At 62.7% G+C, this 20,926-nt stretch carries 18 protein-coding genes; 8 read left to right on the top strand and 10 right to left on the bottom strand.

What is annotated here, in order from left to right:
* Nucleotides 1-101: 101 nt before the first annotated feature.
* Nucleotides 102-1,430: a phospholipase A gene (locus P0D96_RS00850; RefSeq protein WP_408310828.1), complete on the top strand. Its 1,329-nt coding sequence runs from the start codon at nt 102-104 to the stop codon at nt 1,428-1,430.
* A 159-nt stretch (nt 1,431-1,589) separates the two neighbouring features.
* On the top strand, nt 1,590-1,793 hold the full coding sequence (locus tag P0D96_RS00845; RefSeq protein ID WP_132374188.1) for a DUF1289 domain-containing protein: 204 nt from the start codon (nt 1,590-1,592) through the stop codon (nt 1,791-1,793).
* 149 nt (nt 1,794-1,942) lie between these two features.
* On the opposite strand, the gene P0D96_RS00840 is transcribed toward P0D96_RS00845, so the two are convergent.
* From P0D96_RS00840 to P0D96_RS00830, 3 genes are all read right to left on the bottom strand, one after another.
* Nucleotides 1,943-2,599 carry an OmpW/AlkL family protein gene (locus P0D96_RS00840; RefSeq protein WP_132374187.1) on the bottom strand — a complete coding sequence of 219 codons (657 nt, stop codon included), beginning with the start codon at nt 2,597-2,599 and terminating at the stop codon, nt 1,943-1,945.
* A 71-nt stretch (nt 2,600-2,670) separates the two neighbouring features.
* Nucleotides 2,671-3,861 carry an NAD(P)H-dependent flavin oxidoreductase gene (locus tag P0D96_RS00835; RefSeq protein ID WP_408310826.1) on the bottom strand — a complete coding sequence of 397 codons (1,191 nt, stop codon included), beginning with the start codon at nt 3,859-3,861 and terminating at the stop codon, nt 2,671-2,673.
* A gap of 129 nt (nt 3,862-3,990) precedes the next feature.
* Entirely contained in the window at nt 3,991-5,415 is a 1,425-nt protein-coding gene (locus P0D96_RS00830) for an aldehyde dehydrogenase family protein (RefSeq protein WP_132374185.1), read from the bottom strand.
* 299 nt (nt 5,416-5,714) lie between these two features.
* Here P0D96_RS00830 and P0D96_RS00825 point away from each other — a divergent pair, with 299 nt between their 5' ends.
* Both P0D96_RS00825 and P0D96_RS00820 read left to right on the top strand, forming a co-directional pair.
* On the top strand, nt 5,715-6,206 hold the full coding sequence (locus P0D96_RS00825; protein WP_408310822.1) for a hypothetical protein: 492 nt from the start codon (nt 5,715-5,717) through the stop codon (nt 6,204-6,206).
* 323 nt (nt 6,207-6,529) lie between these two features.
* Complete coding sequence (locus P0D96_RS00820) at nt 6,530-7,726, top strand: acyltransferase family protein (RefSeq protein WP_408310820.1); 1,197 nt, start codon at nt 6,530-6,532, stop codon at nt 7,724-7,726.
* Between the two features lie 87 nt (nt 7,727-7,813).
* Here P0D96_RS00820 and P0D96_RS00815 read toward each other — a convergent pair whose 3' ends face one another.
* Nucleotides 7,814-9,406: an ABC-F family ATPase gene (locus P0D96_RS00815; protein ID WP_408310817.1), complete on the bottom strand. Its 1,593-nt coding sequence runs from the start codon at nt 9,404-9,406 to the stop codon at nt 7,814-7,816.
* 83 nt (nt 9,407-9,489) lie between these two features.
* Nucleotides 9,490-10,431 (bottom strand): NAD(P)-dependent oxidoreductase, encoded by a 942-nt coding sequence (locus P0D96_RS00810; protein ID WP_408310814.1) that lies wholly within the window; start codon nt 10,429-10,431, stop codon nt 9,490-9,492.
* A gap of 173 nt (nt 10,432-10,604) precedes the next feature.
* On the opposite strand from P0D96_RS00810, the gene P0D96_RS00805 reads away from it, so the two are divergent.
* Nucleotides 10,605-10,811 (top strand): dodecin, encoded by a 207-nt coding sequence (locus P0D96_RS00805; protein ID WP_091793652.1) that lies wholly within the window; start codon nt 10,605-10,607, stop codon nt 10,809-10,811.
* 123 nt (nt 10,812-10,934) lie between these two features.
* Here P0D96_RS00805 and P0D96_RS00800 read toward each other — a convergent pair whose 3' ends face one another.
* The 4 genes from P0D96_RS00800 to P0D96_RS00785 form a co-directional block, all read right to left on the bottom strand.
* A complete protein-coding gene (locus tag P0D96_RS00800; RefSeq protein WP_408287450.1) occupies nt 10,935-12,029 on the bottom strand; it encodes a BMP family ABC transporter substrate-binding protein in 1,095 nt (364 codons plus the stop codon).
* A 53-nt stretch (nt 12,030-12,082) separates the two neighbouring features.
* On the bottom strand, nt 12,083-13,012 hold the full coding sequence (locus P0D96_RS00795) for an ABC transporter permease (protein ID WP_106313708.1): 930 nt from the start codon (nt 13,010-13,012) through the stop codon (nt 12,083-12,085).
* 43 nt (nt 13,013-13,055) lie between these two features.
* Nucleotides 13,056-14,162 (bottom strand): ABC transporter permease, encoded by a 1,107-nt coding sequence (locus P0D96_RS00790; protein WP_132374181.1) that lies wholly within the window; start codon nt 14,160-14,162, stop codon nt 13,056-13,058.
* Nucleotides 14,163-14,237: 75 nt separating this feature from the next.
* Complete coding sequence (locus P0D96_RS00785; RefSeq protein ID WP_408176137.1) at nt 14,238-15,839, bottom strand: ABC transporter ATP-binding protein; 1,602 nt, start codon at nt 15,837-15,839, stop codon at nt 14,238-14,240.
* Between the two features lie 251 nt (nt 15,840-16,090).
* On the opposite strand from P0D96_RS00785, the gene P0D96_RS00780 reads away from it, so the two are divergent.
* Entirely contained in the window at nt 16,091-17,023 is a 933-nt protein-coding gene (locus P0D96_RS00780) for a LysR substrate-binding domain-containing protein (RefSeq protein ID WP_074764203.1), read from the top strand.
* A 63-nt stretch (nt 17,024-17,086) separates the two neighbouring features.
* On the opposite strand, the gene P0D96_RS00775 is transcribed toward P0D96_RS00780, so the two are convergent.
* On the bottom strand, nt 17,087-18,484 hold the full coding sequence (locus tag P0D96_RS00775) for an 8-oxoguanine deaminase (RefSeq protein WP_408310811.1): 1,398 nt from the start codon (nt 18,482-18,484) through the stop codon (nt 17,087-17,089).
* 537 nt (nt 18,485-19,021) lie between these two features.
* Here P0D96_RS00775 and uraH point away from each other — a divergent pair.
* Together uraH and P0D96_RS00765 are read left to right on the top strand one after the other, a co-directional pair.
* Nucleotides 19,022-19,375: a hydroxyisourate hydrolase gene (gene uraH, locus P0D96_RS00770; protein ID WP_132374179.1), complete on the top strand. Its 354-nt coding sequence runs from the start codon at nt 19,022-19,024 to the stop codon at nt 19,373-19,375.
* Nucleotides 19,376-19,722: 347 nt separating this feature from the next.
* Nucleotides 19,723-20,916, top strand: coding sequence for a urate hydroxylase PuuD (locus P0D96_RS00765; protein WP_408310807.1), 1,194 nt, complete (start codon nt 19,723-19,725; stop codon nt 20,914-20,916).
* The last annotated feature ends 10 nt before the right edge of the window (nt 20,917-20,926 follow it).

The raw sequence follows: 20,926 nt of genomic DNA, 5'->3' as shown, positions 1-20,926 counted from the left end.
AGCGCTTCCGCGCGATCGGTCCGGTGTGCCTTGCACGTGTCGTCTTTCGATGGCTGCCGCGTCCGTTTCGCTCGCTGCCCTTGCTCCAGGACGACAGCCCCATGCGCTTTGACGCCTCGATCGACCGCCTTGCCCGCAACGCCTTCCCTCAGATTCGTCAACTCATCGCGCGCTTCTCCCGCGTCACGCCGCTCGCCACGCTCGTGGTCTGCGCTGTGCTGTCCGGCGAGGCGCGCGCAACGGTCGCGATGCTGCAACCTGCTCGCGTGGCCGCGGCCAACGAGCCGTTGCAGATCACGCTGCTCTACTCCGCCGACGACGCCAAGCCCCTGACCATCACCGTCCCGCCGACCATTCGCGTGACGCTGAGCGCCGGCGAAGTGTCACCACAGCCGCTCGATTTGCAGCGCGAAGCGGGCGTGCCGGACACGTTGCATCTGCGCCCGGGACAATTCCGCAAAGTGCGTTTCTCGGCGCCCTGGCCGCAGTCGGCGCGTGGCGAGGTGCGCATCGACCCGGTGGGTTTCGATGCGTCGCCGGCGCTCGTCGCGATCAATCGCGGACCGCAGCAGGACGCGATTGCCGAGGCGGAACGCGCGGAAACCCAGGCGACCACACCCGCTGAAGCCGCGGCGACGGCAGCCGTGGTAGGCGGCCCGACCGGCGACGCGATCTCGCCGCCCGGCGACTCGCTCGCGACCACGGGACGCGGTGTGCTCTCGCACCTCTCCTATTACGATCCGATGTACATCGCCTTCGGTCACAACGGCGACACGAACGCGCGGCTGCAATTGAGCTTCAAATACCGCATCCTGATACCGGACGATTTGCGCTCGAAGGCCTTCCTCGACAACCTGTACTTCGCGTACACGCAAACTTCGATCTGGGATCTGTCCGCCGATTCGCGCCCGTTCCGCGACACGACCTACTCGCCGCAATTGTTCTACTACGTGCCGGATACCGGCTGGCAGAGCCCGTTCTTCACTCGCATGGGTTTTGCGGCGGGCGTCGCGCACGAATCGAATGGCAAGGCCGGAGCGGACTCGCGCAGCATCAATATGCCATTCATCCGGCCGACCTGGGAATTCGGCGATCTGACGGCCAACCACCTGAGCGTGTCGCCGAAGATCTACTACTACCTCGGCACGAGCAGCAACCCCGATATCGCCGACTATCGCGGCTACGTCGACTTGCTGGTCAAATACGGCAGTCCGGACGGCTGGCAACTGGCGACCACGCTGCGCAAAGGCACCAAGCACTGGTACGGCAGCATCGATACCCAATTCACCTACCCGCTCGCCAAACTGCTGGGCAGCGCGTGGGGCGGCTATCTCTGGGTAGGCTATTTCAACGGCTACGGCGAGGACCTGCTCGACTACAACAACCGTCAGCACTGGATGGCGCGGATCGGCTACAGCATCGCGCGCTGATACGAGCGGGCGCTACCGTGTGCCGAAACATGCGGCAAAACGTGCGACGGATGCTGCCAACCGTGCGCGAACCGCGGCCATGCCGGTCGCGTATGGCGAGGCGCATCGCGCGCATCGGTTAACATAGCGGAACTTCGCTTCTCCGCCCCAAGGTTTCCGATGGCCTCGAATCTCCACGATCTTCCCGACAGCCCGTGCATCGGCGTCTGTTCCACGCTGTTCGACGACGTCTGCAAAGGCTGCGGCCGCACTGCCACCGAGGTGTCCAACTGGGTTTTCCTGAGCGACGAGGAAAAGCGCGCCGTGTGGGTTCGCATCGAGCAAGAAGGCTCGGCGATGCGCTTTGCGAACGACAAGCTGTAGGATTGCATTCCCACATTCCCTGGTCGCATGGTTGCGCTCGGGTCGCGCTCAAACTTGAAACCTGAAAGAAAACGCCGAGGCGCGAACCGCGCCTCGGCGTTCCTGCATGGCGACTACGGCTGATCAAGCGCGCAAGCAACGCGTGACAATCAGAACCGCATCCCGACACCCAACCCAACCACCACCGGATCGATGCTCAAGCGGCCGAGCGCCTGACCGCCGAGCGAAGCATCCGTGTGCATCCAGATCTTCTTGATATCCGCGTTGACGAACAACGACTTGGTGACTTGCACGTCGACGCCCGCCTGCAACGCCGGCCCCCAACTGTGATTGGTGATCGAGATCGGCTGGCCGCCCGCGTTCAGGCCGTTGTTATAGAACAGCGTGTAGTTGAGACCCGCGCCGACATACGGACGAATCCGCCCCGCGTGGTTGAAGTGATATTGCAGCAGCAGCGTGGGCGGCAACACATTCACGCCGCCAAGACCGCCGAGGCTCGAAGTCACTTGATGCCGCGACGTGCCGAGAATCAGCTCGACGCCGAGGTAGTCACGGATCATGTACGTCAGATCCAGCTCCGGCACGATCGCGTTGTTCACACCCACGTTGAGCGTGGTCAGCGATCCGGTCGTGCTCACGTTCGGCATGATGCTGATCGCGCGCAGACGCACCAGCACGTCGCCGGCGTGAATGCCGCTCATCGTGTCGTCGCCGGCGGCATGCGCTTGCGGCGCGAGCGCGCCCGCGAACAGCAAGCTCGAAGCGATGACGGCTGTTCTGATTCTGTTTCTGGATGAGTACTTCATGTGCTTCCCCGCTTTGTTTGTTTGCGTGCGGGGATTGTCGAAGTTCTCGTCGCGCGGCGGGTTGACGCGTATCAACCCAGCGAGAATGCCCTGCGCCCTGCGACAGCCGGTCGCGTCGCGCCTGTGAGCAGCAGTTCGAGCAGGTCGTGCACGCTGCGAATCGCCGTGCCGAACGGCAACGCTTCGCGGCCGCGGAAGAACAGACCATTTGCCACATCGCCGCGCAACGCCGCCGCGAGCCGTGTGTCGATGCAGAAGTGGCCGAACTTCTCGATACCGTCGCGCCAGCCGCACGCGCTGAGGCATTCGAGCGCGGTCGGACAGACGTGTTTGAGCGCGCCGACTTTTTCGCGGATCTTCGTTTCGTGGCGCAAATAGCGCATCAGCCATGGCGTTTTCACGGCGCGCGCGGGCAGTCCCGTCACGCTGACGAATTCGACGATGTCCTCCGGCGTGGCTTCGGCCAGCACGCGCTTGAAGTTCGGATGCGCGTCGCCTTCCTCGGTGACGGCGAACGGCGTGCCGAGCTGCACGCCGCTAGCGCCCGCGCTCAGCAACTTACTGACGGCTTCGTGACTATTGATGCCGCCCGCAACGATCAAGGGCACGTCCTGACGGTTCAGGCCGAGCGAGGTGAAGACCGTGTCGAGTTCTTCGAGGATGCGGAAGAAATCGAAGCGTCGATCATGTTGATCGGCCAGGTTGTTGACGCCGAGATGGCCGCCCGCATGCGCCGGATGTTCGATCACCACCGCGTCGGGCAAACGGCCTTTTTTCATCCACTTCTTCAGCACCAGCGCAACGCCGCGACTGTCCGACAGAATCGGAATCAGCGCGATGTCATGGCCTTGGGTCATGTCCGGCAGATCGAGCGGCAGGCCCGCGCCCATGACGATCGCGTCGGCGCCGCGCTCGCACGCGACGCGCACGTAGTCGGCTTGCGCGCTGAGCGCTTTCATCACGTTGACGGCGATCATGCCGCGGCCTTCGCTCAGTGCTTTGGCGGCGTGGATTTCGCGGGCCAGCGCGGTGAGATTGGCTTCTTCCAGCGTGGCCCGATCGGGCGACTCGCGGCAACGTTCGATCAGATCGCGATGATGATGCCGCAAGTCGATACTGGCGATGGTGCCGAGCGCGCCTTCACGGGCGACACTGCCGGCCAGGCGGTGCGCCGAGATGCCGACGCCCATGCCGCCTTGCACGATCGGCAATAACGAGCGGCCGCGAATGACGAGCGGTGGAAAGGAATGAGAGGTGAGCATGACTGGCCCGATGGCGGATTATCGAAACGCTGATAATCGTCGGTCGGGCGCAGTCTGCGTTGCTTCAGGTCAATGAGCCGGCGAATGTCCAGGTCATGTGTGCTCTTCGGTTGACGTCGGTCAGCTGAATCACGCCTTGAACTGCATGGACTTGAGTTCGAGATACTCTTCGAGTCCGTAGACCCCGTTTTCGCGGCCGAAACCCGACTGCTTGAAACCGCCGAACGGCGCGGCCATGTTCCACGTGCCGCCGTTGATATCGACCTGACCGGTTCGAATCCGCCGAGCGACGCCGGCGGCACGCTCGTCGCTGCCGGCCCATACCGCGCCGCCGAGACCATACGGCGAATCGTTGGCGATCCGAACGGCTTCCTCTTCGTCCTTATAGGTCAGAATCGACAGCACCGGGCCGAAGATTTCTTCTTGCGCGATCGTCGCCTTGGGATGCACGCGGCCGAACACGGTCGGCTTGACGAAGAAGCCTTTCGATAGTCCATCAGGCAAGCCCGCGCCGCCCGTCACCAGATCGGCGCCCTCCTCGATCCCCTTCGCGATGTACTGCTGCACGCGCGCCTGTTGCGCCGCCGACGCCAACGGGCCGAGACGTGTCGTTTCATTGCGCGGATCGCCGGCGACGTAGGCCTCGGCGGCCTGCTTCGCCAGCGCGCGTGCTTCGTCGTAGCGCGATTCGGGCACCAGCATGCGCGTATGCGCCGAACAGGTTTGCCCGGAGTTCAGGAAGCACGCGCTGACCGTGCCTTTCACCGCCGCGGCAAAATCCGCATCGTCGAGAATCACCGACGCCGACTTGCCGCCGAGTTCGAGCGCCACGCGCTTGACCGTCGCCGAAGCCAGTTCGGACACACGTTTGCCGGCGCGAGTCGAGCCGGTGAACGAGACCATATCGACCGACGGATGGCTCGCCAGCACCTCGCCCACCACCGGTCCATAACCGCTCACGAGATTGAACACGCCGGCCGGCAGCCCGGCTTCGTGGATCGCCTCGGCCAGCACGAACGCATTCAGCGGCGCAATCTCCGACGGCTTGAGCACCACCGTGCAACCTGCGGCGAGCGCGGCCGCGACCTTTAGCGTGACCTGGTTGAGCGGATAGTTCCACGGCGTGATCGCCGCCACCACGCCGACCGGTTCGCGCACCACCAGCGAATTGCCGACGCGTTCCTCATACTGGAATTCGCTCGCAAGCTTCGCGTACGCGCCCCAGTTGTAGACGGGGCCGCCCACCTGAATGGCGCGCGCGAGCTTCAGCGGCATGCCGACTTCGCCCGCGATCAAGCCGGCCAGTTCGTCGGTGCGCGCTTTCAGGTTCGCGGCGATCTTGCGCAGATATTCGCCGCGCTCGGCGGCGGGCGTCGCGGCCCAGCCGTCGAACGCCACGCGGGCCGCGGCGATCGCGCTTTCGGCATCGGCCTCGACGCCTTCAGGGATGCGGCCCATGATCTCTTCCGTGCCCGAGTCGATCACGTCGATCGTGCCGGTGCCGCACGGTGCGATCCACTTGCCGTCGATATAGAGTTGCTCGTAGGTCTTCATGATGGTCGGTCCCTGGTGTCTCCGGAATGGTCTTCTATTCTAACCAGCGCCGTGGGGAAGGCCGATGCGCGAGGCGCGTGCCATGAAAAAAGCCCGCTTCGAAGAAGCGGGCTTTGCGGTGCAACGTGATGCGGCGAACAGTGGCTCCTCGGGCCGTGGCAGTCTCAGAAGCCTAGCGTACGTGCAGACGCGGCGACGTATAAACCACGGAATCGGGTAGCCAGCAGCGCTTCGCTCGCTTACTATCCGACTTCATAAGAAAGTGCCGCCCTCCGGCGCGCGCATCGTTGAGACCAACCATGAACCCCACACGACACTCCGAACTTCGGCTGATTGCCGCATTGCTTGCTATCGGCATCACGGCAAGTCCCACGCATGCGGCTGAGTCTTCGGCGGAAGCCACATCTGAGACCGAACTCAACACCACGGCAGCGCCACACTCGGCGGTTAATCTCCCAGGCGGTCTCGGTGACTTCTGCTTCTTCGCACATCTCCCGCCCGCGAGCCAGAAATACAGGATCATCAAAGATCTGAAGATCGGCAAGGGCACCTACGGCAGCGTCGAGGACATCCTGCCCAAGATGGCTGAGTACGCCCAGGTGCGCGGAGCGGACGCGATCGTCGAGTACACCGGATCGCAGCGTTTCGGCTTCTGGCCGTGGCGCATGGTCCGCCCGGTAGTGCGCGGCGTTGCCGTGCAGTGGACGGAGCCTAAGCCACCGGGTTGCGAGTCCATCGGCGGCACGAAGTTGAGCACAATCCTATCGTCGGGTCAGCCGCCCGCGCAGTAGTGCGGCGGGTAGCGGCCCCGCGATGCGTCAGTCTTGCTGCACACCCTGATTCAACAGGAAGCCTTCTTAGTTGGCGCCGAAGCCGCTGCGTCATCGGTCATCATTTCGATGGTGCGATTAGCGAGACCGCTCACGAACTCACGGTCGTGCGACATGGCGCCAACGCATTTTCGAAATCAACCACCCGGAGAATATGCACGGACTCCATCAACGTGCGTGGGACAAAAAACCGTCAGGAAATCGTTGGTGCTGGATGTAGTACCATCCGGCATCGACAAATGCCAGGTTCCCGCTCGGAAAGCCCCGTCCAGGGGAAAACTTTTATGAATATGCTTTCAATATGGCCTACCCTGGTCATTCTCGGTCTCACGATCCTCATTCTGTCGCCGAAGCGTGCTTTTTCGTTTCTCGATACCGCCCCTGTTGCGCATCAACATCGACTGGATTCGATTGACGGATTGCGTGGGATCCTTGCTTCAGCGGTTGTATTTCATCACTTTGTGATGACCGCATACAACATGAAGCAAGGAACATCCGGGTTGCCGCCATCGCCTTTCTATGCGTTCATTGGACCGGGTGCAGTGTCGATTTTCTTCATGATTACCGGGTATTTGTTTTGGGGACGCCTGCTTGATCGCCAGGGAAACATTAAATGGCTTGAGCTGTATATCAATCGCGCATTCCGGATTTACCCTCTCTACCTGCTGCTGATTGTCGCGTATTTTATATTTGTCATTCGTCATGTGGGCATCGCTACCGCTCAGACGCATGGTGAAACGGTTGCACAACTCTCGCAATGGCTTTTTTTCGGCCTCGTCAATCAACCTATCCCATTCCTCAATCATCCTGAGTATCTGGGGGTAGTCGGACAAACGTGGAGCCTTCATTACGAATGGCTCTTCTATATGTCACTTCCGCTGCTCGCAATTGTCGCCCGCGAAAAGGCTACGGTTGCAATCACCGCTTCAACCTTGATCGTTTTGCTGTTTGGCAGTGGTGTGGTCGACGATCTGAACGTCGTCTTCATCGAGCACTTTGTAATCGGAATGCTCACGGCGAGCCTGCTTCGCTCATACCCCAAACTTAGGGGACATGGTGTTATTCGCTCAGTTTTCGCGATTGTCGCCGTTGCCTCGGCAATCTTCCTTTCCGGTAGCCCTTATTCGAAGCTCGGAACCGTTCTTCTTGGCATATCTTTCTTTCTCGTGGCTTCAGGTGCTTCAGTATTTGGAATATTGACCGCCTCGGGCACGAAGCGGCTTGGCAATGTGAGTTACAGCATTTACCTGTTGCATGGGCTGGTTATCAATATCCTGATGCAATTCCCCCGTTACAACGCGAACCTTGTATTCACCGTTCAAAGATTCTGGCTCGTTACGTTTCTGACCTATGGTTTTATCATCGCTATCTCGATTGCTACCTATTACGTCATAGAGCGAGGCGGCATTCGCCTGGGGCGCCGGGTCATTCAACATCTTCCGACCGGCGCCACAAGATCGAGCAGCGTGCTGGCCGAATAGCATCGGGCCCGATGGGCCGCCAGCGATACAAAAAAGGCGTGCAACCGTTTCGAGTTGCACGCCTCTGATAGTCAGAAAACCGACGATTTACTGCACACCCTGGCTCAGCAAAAAGTCTTCGTAATTGCCACCAAAGTCGTTCAACGTGCCATTGGTCTTCACTTCGATGACGCGATTCGCCAGACCGCTCACGAACTCACGGTCGTGCGACACGAAAATCAGCGTGCCTTCGAACTTGTCGAGCGCGATCTGCAGCGACTCGATCGATTCCATGTCCATGTGGTTGGTCGGCTCGTCCATCAGCAGCACGTTGTGGCGGCCCAGCATCAGCTTGCCCCAGATCATGCGGCCCTTCTCGCCGCCGGAGAGCACCTTGACCGACTTGCGGATGTCGTCGGCATTGAACAGCAGCCGGCCGAGCGTGCCGCGCACCATCTGCTCGTCGTCGCCTTCCTTGCGATAGCCGTCGATCCAGTCCATCAGCGTGACGTCGTCCGGAAACTCTTCGTACGTGTCCTGCGGCATGTAGCCGACGTTCGCGTTCTCGGCCCACTTCACCGTGCCGTGATCGAGCTCCAGCCTGCCCAGCAGCGAACGCAGCAGCGTGGTCTTGCCCGCACCGTTCTCGCCGATGATCGCGATACGCTCGCCCGGCTGCACGCTGATGCTGAAGTCGTTGAAGATGCTGCGCTCGTACTTCTTCGAGATCTTGTCGGCCACCACCGCGATGTTGTGCAGCTTCTTCTCGTACTCGAAGCGGATGAACGGATTCTGCCGCGACGACGGCTTGAATTCCTCGATCTTGATCTTGTCGATCATCTTCAGCCGGCTGGTGGCCTGACGCGCCTTCGACTTGTTCGCCGAGAAGCGGCGCACGAAGTCCTGCAGGTCGGCCACACGTTCCTTCGCCTTCGCGTTGGCGTTCTGCTGACGCTCGCGCGCCTGCGTGCTCGCCAGCATGTAGTCGTCGTAGTTGCCCGGATAGACCTTCAGCGTGCCGAAGTCCATGTCGGCCATGTGCGTGCAGACCTGGTTCAGGAAGTGTCGATCGTGCGAGATGATGATCATCGTCGAGTTGTACTGGTTGAGCACGTCTTCCAGCCAACGGATCGAGTTGATGTCCAGGTTGTTGGTCGGCTCGTCCAGCAGCAGCACGTCCGGTTTCGAGAACAGCGCCTGCGCGAGCAGCACGCGCAGCTTCCAGCCCGGCGCCACGTTGCTCATCGGGCCATTGTGGTCCTCGATCGCAATGCCGATGCCGAGCAGCAGTTCGCCCGCGCGCGCTTCGGCAGTGTAGCCGTCGTACTCGGCGAACTTCGCTTCGAGTTCGGCGGCGTGCATGTAGTCGTCGTCCGTCGCGTCGGGGTTCGCGTAGATCGCGTCGCGCTCGGTCATGGCGGCCCACATTTCCGTATGGCCCATCATCACGACGTCGAGCACGCGCACGTCTTCGTAAGCGAACTGATCCTGGCGCAGCTTACCAAGGCGCACGTTCGGCTCGAGCATGACGCTGCCCGAACTCGGCTCCAGGTCGCTGCCCAGAATCTTCATGAAGGTGGATTTGCCGCAGCCGTTCGCACCGATCAGGCCATAGCGGTTCCCTTCCCCGAATTTGACCGAGATGTTCTCGAAGAGGGGCTTTGGCCCGAATTGCATGGTGATATTGGCGGTAGACAGCACGGCGCGTCCCTTTGAATGTGATATCGGCGAAAAACCCAATATTTTAGCAGGTTATCGCGAATTCAACCCGCACGCGCGTCGCGCTACTGGGTTTGGGCGCCGCGCGGCGTCTGCAAAACGTCGATGAAGGCCGACAGGTCGGCCTCGCCGAGCCCCATCGCCGCGCCGAGCCGCAGCAGTTGCTGGACCGTCGACGACACCGGCATCGGCGTGCCCGTCTCGTACGCGGTGGCCGCCACCGTGTCGATGTCTTTCTGAAAGGTCCGAAACGCGCCGATCGGCGCGAGGCCGCTTTGCGTCATGCGCGGCACGAACGTCTGCAGCAGCACCGAATCGGCCCAGCCGCCGGCGAGACCCTCGGTCAGCCGGGAGGCGTCGAGGCCGCTGCGCTGCGCGAGGCTCACCGCCTCGGCGATCGCCGCCAGCGTCGCGGTGACGATGGCCTGATTGCACAGCTTCGCGGTCTGCCCCGCTCCGACCTCGCCCATGTGCGTGACACGCGCCGCGTAGGCGCTGAGCAGCGGTTTGACGGCTTCGACGTCCGCGGCGGCGCCGCCCGCCATGACCGCCAGCGTGCCGGCTGTCGCGCCGGCCACGCCGCCGGACACCGGCGCGTCGATCCAGCCGACGCTGCCGACCGCTTCGCGCTCACCCTCGCCGGCGTCCGCGCGAACCGCCGTCAGCGCCGCCGCGCGCTGCGCGAAGGCGCGCGTCGCGGCCGGCGGAATGCTGGAGTGATCGACGATCCAGCGCAACCGGCCCGGTACGGGCACATCGGCGCTCAGCAGGCCCGCGGCGCCGAACACGGTTTGCTCCACTGCCGCCGCGTCCGCCACGCACAGCAGCACGGCTTCACACCGTGCGACGAGTTCGCGCGGCGTCTCGACCACTTGAGCGCCGTCCGCCAGCAGCACTTCCGCCTTGGCCCGCGTGCGATTCCAGACATGCACCGTATGCCCCGCGCGCAGCAGATGCCGGATCATCGGCGCGCCCATCAAACCAGGACCGCAAAAACCAATTTCCACTTTGGAACCTCGTCGCATGTCAGATTGAGTTGCGCGGACATGATAACGGCGGCGTCCCGCCACCGCATACCGGGCACGGCATGTGCGGCATGACTTGCTCACGCGGGGGCCGTTCGCGGCGCTTCCGTTGCCTATACTTTTTGAACACCAACGAAGATCAAAGGAGGAAGTCCATGTCCGAACACGTCTATAAACAGATCGAACTGACCGGCTCGTCGACCAAATCGATCGACGACGCCATCAGCACGGCAATCGCGAAAGCGTCGAAGACGCTGCGCAATCTGCACTGGTTCGAAGTGACGGAAACGCGGGGCCAGATCGAAAACGACAAGGTGGCATATTGGCAGGTGACCATCAAGGTTGGTTTGCGCATCGACTGATGTGCCGGCCGCCTGGCCATCGGCGCGTTAAAAACCCAAGGCAAAAAAAGCTGCGTCCGTACAGGACGCAGCTCCTCAAAGCAGCGGTTGCTGAGACCGCCGCCTGGTCGACCTTTGGCGGCGTTACTTCGGCAGAGTGCCGTCCACGCCTTCCACATACCAGTTCAGGCGTTGCAGTTCCGGATCGGTCAGCGTCTTGCCGGCCGGCACCTTCACCGCGCCGGATTGATCCTTGAGCGGACCCGTGAACACGTCCCACTTGCCGCCCGCCAGTTCGTCGCGCTTGGCCGCGACCTGCTTCTGCGCGTCAGCCGGAATCGCGGACGTGTTCAGATCTTCCAGGTTGACGGCTTTCTGCGGAATGCCCCACCACACCGGATCGTTCTTCCACTTGCCATCCAGCACCTGCTGGATCGCCGCGTTGTAATAGACACCCCAGTGCGCGACCACCGAACCGAGGTGCGCGTCAGGACCGAACTTCTTCATATCCGAATCCCAGCCGAACGCGTGCACGTGCTTGGCCGACGCCGTGGCGAGCGTGGCGCTCGAATCGGTGTTTTGCAGCAGCACGTCGGCGCCCTGGCCGATCAGCGTTTCAGCCGCCTGCTTTTCCTTGCCCGGATCGAACCAGCTATTGATCCAGATGACCTTGGTGTGCACCTTCGGATTCACCGAGCGCGCGCCGAGCGTGTACGCGTTGATGTTGCGGATCACTTCGGGAATCGGCACCGACGCCACGAAGCCGAGCGTGTTGGTCTTCGTCACGTAGCCCGCGGCGACGCCGGCCAGGTACGCGCCCTGGTACATGCGCACGTCATAGGTGCCGAAGTTCGGCGCTTTCTTGTAGCCGGTTGCGTGCAGGAAAACGGTATCCGGGAAATCCTTCGCGACCTTCAGTTCGAAGTCCTGATAGCCGAAGCTCGAACCGATGATGATCTTGTTGCCCTTGTTCGCCAGATCGCGGAACACGCGCTCGGAGTCGGCCGATTCCGGCACGTTTTCGATGCGCGTGATCTTGATCTTGTTGCCGAACTTCGCTTCTGCTTCCTTCGAGCCCTGATCGTGCGCGAAGGTCCAGCCCGCATCGCCCGGATTGCCCAGGTAGACGAACGCGACGCCCGGCGCATCGGCGGCCTGCGCGCTTTGCGCGAGCGGCGCGGCGAGCGCCAGCGAGGCCGCGCCCCAAGCGAAAGCGGTCAGCAGATTTCTTCTCTTCATGTTTTCTCCTGTCGTGTTTATCGAATGATGTGAAAAGCGGAGTCGATGGTCGGTCAGCCCGCCGAGAAAAACGGTTTGCCCAGCGAGGCCGGCGCATTCAGACGGATCGTGTTCGGATTGCGCGAAATCAGCACCAACACGACGACCGTCGCGACGTACGGCAGCATCGCGAGAAATTGCGTCGGCACCGGCACGCCGATCGCCTGGGCGTAAAACTGCAGGCCCGTCACGGCGCCGAACAGCAACGCGCCGATCAGCAGGCGCCCCGGGCGCCACGTCGCGAACACGACCAGCGCGAGCGCGATCCAGCCGCGGCCCGAGGTGAGCTGTTCCTGCCACAGGTGCAGATTGACGATCGAGTAGTACCCGCCCGCGAGTCCGGCCATGCCGCCGCCGAACGCCACCGCGCCGTAGCGCACGCCGACCACCGGAAAGCCGACCGAGTGCGCGACCTGCGGCGATTCGCCGACCGAGCGCAGTACGAGGCCCGCGCGCGTGCGGTACAGGAACCAGCCGATTACCGCGAACATCAGGAACGCGAGGTAATCGAGCGGCGTGAGGCTGAAGAACGCGGGCCCGAGCACCGGAATCTTCGAGAGGCCGGGAATCGTCCACGTGTCGATGGTCGCGCGCACCGCAGCCGACGTATAAGGCTTGCCGACGTACGCCGAGAGGCCGATGCCGAAGATGGTCAGCGAAAGACCCGTGGCGACCTGATTGGCGAGCATGGTGAGCGTGAGAAACGCGAACAGCAGCGACATCGCAAGACCGGCGCCGATCGCGGCAAGCACGCCGAGCCACGGGCTACCGGTGATCGCGGTGACCGCGTAGCCGGTCACGGCGCCCATCAGCATCATGCCTTCGACGCCGAGGTTGAGGACGCCCGATTTTTCGGTGACGAGTTCGCCCGCGCCCGCGAACATCAGCGGAATCGCGGCGGTGACGGCGCTCGACGTGAGCGAGCTGGCTTGTTGAATGTCCATGTGGATCCGGCGATAAATCAGTGAGCGAATGTCGGAGAGCTGGTCAGTGAACCTGGGCGGCCAGCGTTCGGCGGCGCACGCGGTAGTTCACGAACAGGTCGGCACCCAGCAGGCAGAACAGCAACAGCCCCTGGAACACGCCGGAAAGCGCTTGCGGCAGTTGCATCGAGGTTTGCACGGCTTCGCCGCCGAGGTACAGCAACGCCATCAGCAGGCTCGCGAGCACGATGCCGAGCGGATGCAGCCGCCCCACGAACACGACGATGATCGCGGTGAAGCCGTAACCCGGCGACCACGTGGCCTGCAACTGCCCGATCGGACCGGAGATCTCGCCCATGCCGGCGAGGCCGGCGAGGCCGCCGCTGATCAGCAGCGACGTCCAGATGGTCTTCTTGTCGGAGAAGCCGGCGTAGCGCGCGGCGAGTGGCGCGAGACCGCCGACGTTCATGCGGTAGCCCGCGAAGCTCTTGCGCATGAAAACCCACACGAGCGGAATCGCGATCAGCGTGACGAACACCGATGCGTTCAGACGCGTGCCGCGCAGCCATTTCCAGTGCCAGTCGCCGGAGAAGGTCGGATAGAGCGCGTCGCCGCTGAACATCTCCGAAAGCGGGAAGTTCATGCCCTGCGGATCGCGCCACGGGCCGCTCACCAGGTAGATCAGCAGTTGCGTGGCCACATACGTGAGCATCAGGCTGACGAGAATCTCGTTGGTGTTGAAGCGGCTTTTGAGCAGCGCCGGAATCGCCGCCCACGCCATGCCGCCGAGCACGCCGGCAATCATCATGGTCGGCAAAATCCACCAGCCGGTGGCCTGATCGAAATAGATCGCGACGCCGCTCGCGGCGATGCCGCCGAGCAGCATTTGCCCTTCGGCGCCGATGTTCCAGACGTTGGCGCGATAGCCGATGGCGAGACCCAAGCCGATCAGGCACAACGGCGATGCCTTCAGCAGCAGCTCGGACCAGCCGTTCACGCTGGACAGCGGCTCGATGAAAAACGCGTGCATGGCCTGCAGCGGATCGCGGCCGACGAGGCTGAAGATCAGAAAGCCGATCGCGAGCGTGAGCAACGCGGCGATCAGCGGCACGGCGAGCTGCATGGTGCGCGAGGGCGTCGTGCGTGCTTCGAGTCGATACGGAAGAATCATGGGTAGCGTGTGATTGATATGGTTCTCGTACTGATGCCGGGCGACGTCACGCGTATTCGCGCGACAGACGCCCGCTCAGGCATGCGCCGGTTGTTCCGCCGAAGGCGCTGCGCCCTCGCGATCGCCGAACAGGCCCGCCATCCAGCGGCCGATTTCCTCGGCGTTGGTCGCTCCCGTGGCGCGCACCGGCGAGAGTCTGCCGCCTGCGAGCACCGCGATGCGATCGCAGATGTCGAACAACTCTTCTAACTCCTCCGAGATCACCAGAATCGCCACACCGCGCGCCGACAGATCGAGCAACTGCTGGCGAATGAACGCCGCCGCGCCGACGTCGACGCCCCACGTGGGCTGCGCGACCACCAGCACCTTGGGCGCCTGCAGAATCTCGCGGCCCATGATGTATTTCTGCAGATTGCCGCCCGACAGACTTTGCGCGAGCGCTTCCGAGCCGCCGCAGCGCACGTCGAAAGCGTCGATGCAGCGCTTCGCAAACGCGCGCATCGCGCCGGCCTTGATCCAGCCCGAACTCACCATCTGCTGACGATGCGCGGTGAGCAGCGCGTTTTCCGACAGCGTCATGGCCGGCACCGCGCCGCGGCCAAGACGCTCTTCCGGCACGAAGCCGAAGCCGAGCGCACGTCGGCCGCCTGCGCCGAGGCGTCCCGCCGCCTTGCCGCAAATCGTGACCGCGTCGGCGCGTACGCCGCGCTTTTCGCCCGACAGCGCCGACAGCAGTTCCGCCTGTCCATTGCCCGAGACGCCCGCGATGCCGAAGATCTCGCCCGCATGCACGCCGAACGACACGTCACGCAGCGAGGTGCCGAACGGATCGTCGCTTTCCACCGAGAGTTGCTTCACGTCGAGCAGCACCGCGCCCGGGTTGTGTTCGCGCCGCGTGTAATCCGGCAGCGAATGGCCGACCATCAATTGAGCGAGCGACGCGTGGGTTTCGCCCTTCGGCTTCACGTGACCGGTCACGCGGCCGCCGCGCATCACCGTTGCGGTGTCGCACAGTTCCTGGATTTCGTCGAGCTTGTGGCTGATGTAGAGAATGCTGCAGCCTTCGGCGGCGAGCCGCCGCAGCGTCTCGAACAGTTTGCGGACCGCTTGCGGCGTCAGCACCGAAGTCGGCTCGTCCATGATCAGCAGACGCGGGTTCTGCAGCAGACAGCGCACGATCTCGACGCGTTGCCGCTCGCCCACTGTCAGACTATGCACGTGACGCTGCGGGTCGATGTCGAGCCCGTAGTCGGCCGAGACTTCGCGGATGCGCTTGGACAGCGTCTTCAGATCGAACGGTTCGTCGAGTGCGAGCGCGATGTTTTCGCCGACCGTGAGCGTCTCGAACAGCGAAAAATGCTGGAACACCATGCCGATGCCGAGCTTGCGCGCCGCCGCCGGATTGGCGATCTCGACCGTCTGGCCTCCCCAGCGAATCTCGCCGGCGTCGGGCCGCACCGCGCCGTAGATGATTTTCATCAGCGTGCTTTTGCCGGCGCCATTTTCGCCGAGCACGGCATGGATCTCGCCCGGCGCGACGATCAACGTGACGTCGTCGTTGGCTCGCACGGCCGGGTATTGTTTGGTGATGCCTTGAAGCACCAACCGGGGCGCCGCCTGTTCCGGCCTGTCTGCCGGCTGCGCGGCGGCGCCGTCGCTATAAGAAGAGTCGCTCATGTGATTCCGTAGTACGTCAGTGACTGCCGGTTACAGCGCGTCCGTCCACCTTGCCGGCGGCCGATCCGTCACCACAACCGGATGACAATACCTAATTCGACCCAGTCAGTCGAGCCGCCAAAATTCCCCGCAAACCCGCGCCGCAGCGCGCTCTGCGGGTATCCCACTCTTGACGCGGCGTCTCGTTCATATTAAAAGTCATATACCCCCACGCCCGTTCGATCAGCCAGCACATATATTTCGGAGAAGTCATGAGTCAGCAACGCGAGGCGATCGATACGTATCTATTACGCGTCTTGCACACCCTCTTGATGGAACGCAGCGTCACGCGCGCGGCCGTCAAACTGAATCAATCGCAACCCGCCATCAGCGCGGCGCTGCGCCGTTTGCGCGACATCACCGGCGACCCGCTGCTGGTGCGCGGCAAATCCGGCATGGTGCCGACGGAATACGGCCTGCGCCTGCTCGAACCGGTGCAGAACGCGCTGCGCGAGATCGAACGCATCAAGTTTCAGCAGCACAACTTCGATCCGGCCACGTCCATCCGTTGCTACCGGATCGGCTGCCCGGACTACCTGAACGTGCTGTTCGTGCCGACGGTGGTCGAACGCTTTCGCCAGGCCGCGCCGAACGCGACGCTCGAGTTTCACTCGCTGGGACCGGCCTTCGACTACGAACTCGCGCTCGAGGACGGCAAGCTCGACATCGTGGTCGGCAACTGGCCAGAGCCGCCGGAGCAGTTGCACCTGTCGAACCTGTTCGTCGATCAGATCGTCTGCCTGATGAGCAACACGCATCCGTTCGCCAAACGCGGCGGCCTCACGCTCGACCAGTACCTGAATGCGCCGCATCTCGCGCCTACTCCTTATTCGGTGGGCCAGCGCGGCGCGATCGACGTGCACCTCGCGCGCGAGCGCTTAAAGCGTCATGTGGTCGTGACCTTGCCGTACTTCAATCTGGCGCCGTACGTACTGATCAAGTCCGATCTGATCTTCACGACGACGCGTCTCTTTGCCGATTACTACGCCAAGTTCCTGCCGCTCACGGTCGTGCCCGCACCGCTCGATTTTCCGCCGATGCAGTACTACCAGTTGTGGCACGAGCGCGTGCATTACTCCGATGAAGTGCGCTGGTTACGCAGCCTGGTTGCTGAAGCGACCAAGACGTTGATCGACAAGCCTTGAGTCTTTGCGTTTGTGGGTTATCGGCGGTTACGTGTCTCGTCGCCGATAACCTCACCCTCCCCGTTACGCCGCCGCTTCGTAAAGCGTCTTCGCCAACCGGTTGTGCTGCTCGATGACCGGTCCGAGTTCCAGCGTCGTCAACTGCCCTTCCTTCACGACCACCTTGCCGCCGATCACGCTGTAGCTCACTTGTGACGGCGCGCAGAACACGAGCGCCGCGACCGGGTCATGCAACGCGCCCGCGAAGAGCGGCTGACGCAAATCGAACGACACGAAATCCGCCGCCATGCCGGGTGCCAATGCGCCGATGTCGTCGCGATTGAGCACTTTCGCGCCACCGAGCGTCGCGATTTCCAATGCCTCGCGCGCGGTCATCGCATCCGGCCCGAAGCCGACTCGCTGCAACAGCAACGCCTGACGCACTTCGGCGATCATCTGCGCGCCGTCGTTCGACGCCGATCCGTCGACGCCCAAACCCACCGGCACGCCCGCCAGACGCATGCGCTTGACCGGCGCGATGCCCGACGCGAGCCGCATGTTCGAACACGGACAATGCGCAACACCGGTGCCGGTGCGCGCGAACAGCTCGATGCCCGCGTCGTCGAGTTGCACACAGTGCGCATGCCACACGTCATGACCGACCCAGCCGAGGTCTTCCGCATACTCCGCCGGCGTCATGCCGAACTTCTCCCGGCTATACGCGATGTCGTTGACGTTCTCCGCGAGGTGCGTATGCATCGACACGCCATACCGCCGCGCCATGACCGCCGATTCACGCATCAGATCGCGGCTCACCGAGAATGGCGAGCATGGCGCGACCACCACGCGCAGCATCGCGTAACGGCCTTCGTCGTGGTATGTCTCGATCAGGCGCTGCGTGTCCTTCAGAATGTCCGTTTCACGTTCGACCACCGAATCCGGCGGCAGGCCGCCGTCTTTCTGCCCCACGCTCATGCTGCCGCGCGCCGCGTGAAAACGCATGCCGATCCGGCGCGCCGCCGCAATGCTGTCGTCGAGCCGGCTGCCGTTCGGATAGATATACAAGTGATCGCTCGAAGTAGTGCAACCGGACAGCAACAGCTCGGCCATTGCTGTCAGCGTCGAGACTTCGATCATCTCCGGTGTGAGGTTCGCCCACACCTTGTAGAGGTTGGTCAGCCAGCCGAACAATTCGGCGTTCTGCGCGGCGGGAATCGCGCGCGTCAGGCTCTGATACATGTGGTGGTGCGTGTTCACGAGACCCGGAATCACCAGATGTCCACGCATGTCCAGCACTTCGTCGGCGGTTTGCGGCAGTTCCGCCGTCGGTCCGACCGCGACGATGCGGTTGTCCTCGATATACAGGCCGCCGTCGCGCAGTTCGCGCCGGGCGCCGTCCATCGTAACCAGCACGTCCGCGTGCTTCACCAGCATCGTTTTTTTGGGCTTATTCGTTTGATTAGCCGCTTGTTCCATCGTCATTCGTTTCTCCGCTTCATTGCTTCCGTGCAAAGCCGTTCGAACGCGATGTGACGGCACGCCACCGTGCCGCCGCGTCCCGTCGAACGCCGTTGGCCCGGTTACCCAGCGTGTTTCCGCCGTCTTCGGGGTGCGTCGCGGCTGAATCGTCGTCGATTCGCGTTTGCTGCAACGCACAGACGTAACCTTCGACGGCCAAAATAATGCTGACAACTCACGCCAATGCGATACCCAACTTCACGCCGTCGATATAGTGGGCCTTTTTTGGCGCCGGTACGATCCGCCGGTAAGGCAAATGCGCTGTAATAGTCGAAGGAATCGAGTCGTTGCGGCTTTCAGCAGGCTGTCCGTCATGCGCCAGCTATTATCTTTCCTATCTCGCGCGCGCTGGACGGAACAACCTTTTTACAATGGCTGTCACGGCGCTCGCTTCAATTCGCCGACGGGTATGTAGCCACTGACGTGGAGCCTCGATCCGCCGCAAACGTATCTGGATCGGGCTGCCGCCGAAACCTCGCATTCACATAAGGAAAATTGCGAATGGGAAAGCTCACTACCCATGTGCTCGACACCGCGAACGGCCGTCCCGGCGCGGGCATCAAGGTCGAACTCTTCGCGCTCTCAGGCGATACGCGCCGCGCGCTCAAAACCACTACCACCAATGACGACGGTCGCTGCGATCAGCCGCTGCTCGAAGGCGAGGCGCTAGTTGCGGGCGAATACGAACTCGTGTTCGGCGCCGGCGACTACTTCGCGTCGATCGGCACGAAGGTGCCGGAGCCGCGCTTCGTCGATCGCGTCGTGTTGCGCTTCGGCGTGGCCGATGCCAGCGCGCACTATCACGTGCCGCTGCTCGTGTCACCGTGGTCGTACAGCACGTATCGCGGCAGCTAGGAGACATCTGCCACGAGATGCGGGAAAGGTGTTGGACAAAGCGAGGTCGAGTTCGCGCAGCATACCGGTCGCGCTCGATTGCATTGCGCAGATGCTCATGGAGACACATGCGAGCACCCGCGAAACGCAATCGAACGCATGCGGCTCGACCCGCTTCGCCCCATACGCGACCCAAGCGACGAGCCAATAAAAAAACGGCGCTGTGCGAACTGAGCGCATCGCGTCTTCACCCCGCAGTCTGCGCAGTGACGTGCTGCTCGTGCTGCCCTGCCAGCGACCCGTCAGCCGGGTTTTAGAAGGCACACGACGTCATTGCGTGTACAACGAATCAGAAGTGGAGGAGTTTCATGGAAGGCTTTATCACAGACTGGTTGAATCTGGCGATTCGCTGGTTCCACGTCATCGCCGCGATTGCATGGATCGGCGAATCGTTTTATTTCGTCGCGCTCGACAACAGCCTGAAACCGCCGATCGACCCGAACCAGCGCAAGCGCGGCGTGTTCGGCGAACTGTGGCACGTGCACGGCGGCGGCTTCTACAACATGCAGAAGTACACCGTCGCGCCGCCGGAAATGCCGGACGATCTGCACTGGTCGAAGTGGCCGTCGTACACCACGTGGCTGTCGGGCTTCGGTCTCTTCACCGTGCTGTATCTGTTCTCGCCGAGCACTTACCTGATCGACAAGAACGTGCTGGATATGGGCCCGGCGGTCGCGGTCGCGTCGGCGCTCGGCTTCCTCGCCGCCGGCTGGATCGTGTACGACTCGCTGTGCCGCATTCTCGGCAACAAGGACAAGGTGCTCGGTATCTGCGTCGGCGTGTACGTACTGATCGCGGCGTGGCTCGCGTGCCATATCTTCGCGGGCCGCGCGGCCTACCTGATCATGGGCGCGATGCTGGCGACGATCATGTCGGCCAACGTGTTCTTCGTGATCATTCCGGGCCAGCGCAAGATGGTCGACGCGATGCTCAAGGGTGAAACGCCGAACCCGATCTACGGCAAGCGCGGCAAGCAACGCTCGGTGCACAACACGTATTTCACGCTGCCGGTGGTGTTCGCGATGCTGTCGAACCACTACGCGATGACCTACACGCATCCGTACAACTGGGCCGTGCTGCTGGTCATCATGCTGGCCGGCGCGCTGATCCGTCAGTTCTTCGTGATGCGTCACCGTGGCCAGGTGCTGTGGTATCTGCCGCTGGTTGGCATCGCGCTGATGTTCGTCGCCCTCTTCTGGACCATGCCGAAGCCGATCGTGCCGCAAGCGCAAGCGGCGAATGCGCCGACGGTCAAGGTAGCCGACATCGCACCGGTGCTGCAGCAGCGCTGCGTGGCTTGCCACTCCGCGCATCCGACGATGATGGGCAGCGCCCCGGCCGGCGTGCTGCTGGATACGCCGGATGAAATCTCGCAGAACGCGCAGCGGATCTATCAGCAAGCGGTGACGCTGAAGGCCATGCCGCTCGGCAACGTGACGCACATGACCGACGAGGAGCGGATGAAGATCGCCGCGTGGTTCGAAGGTGGAGCGGTGAAGTAGTGACCGGGCC

It is taken from the genome of Paraburkholderia sp. RL17-347-BIC-D, assembly GCF_046027915.1.
Lineage (GTDB): Bacteria > Pseudomonadota > Gammaproteobacteria > Burkholderiales > Burkholderiaceae > Paraburkholderia.
The sequence above is the reverse complement of the archived record's forward strand: the minus strand, read 5'-3'. Positions and strand labels throughout refer to the sequence as shown.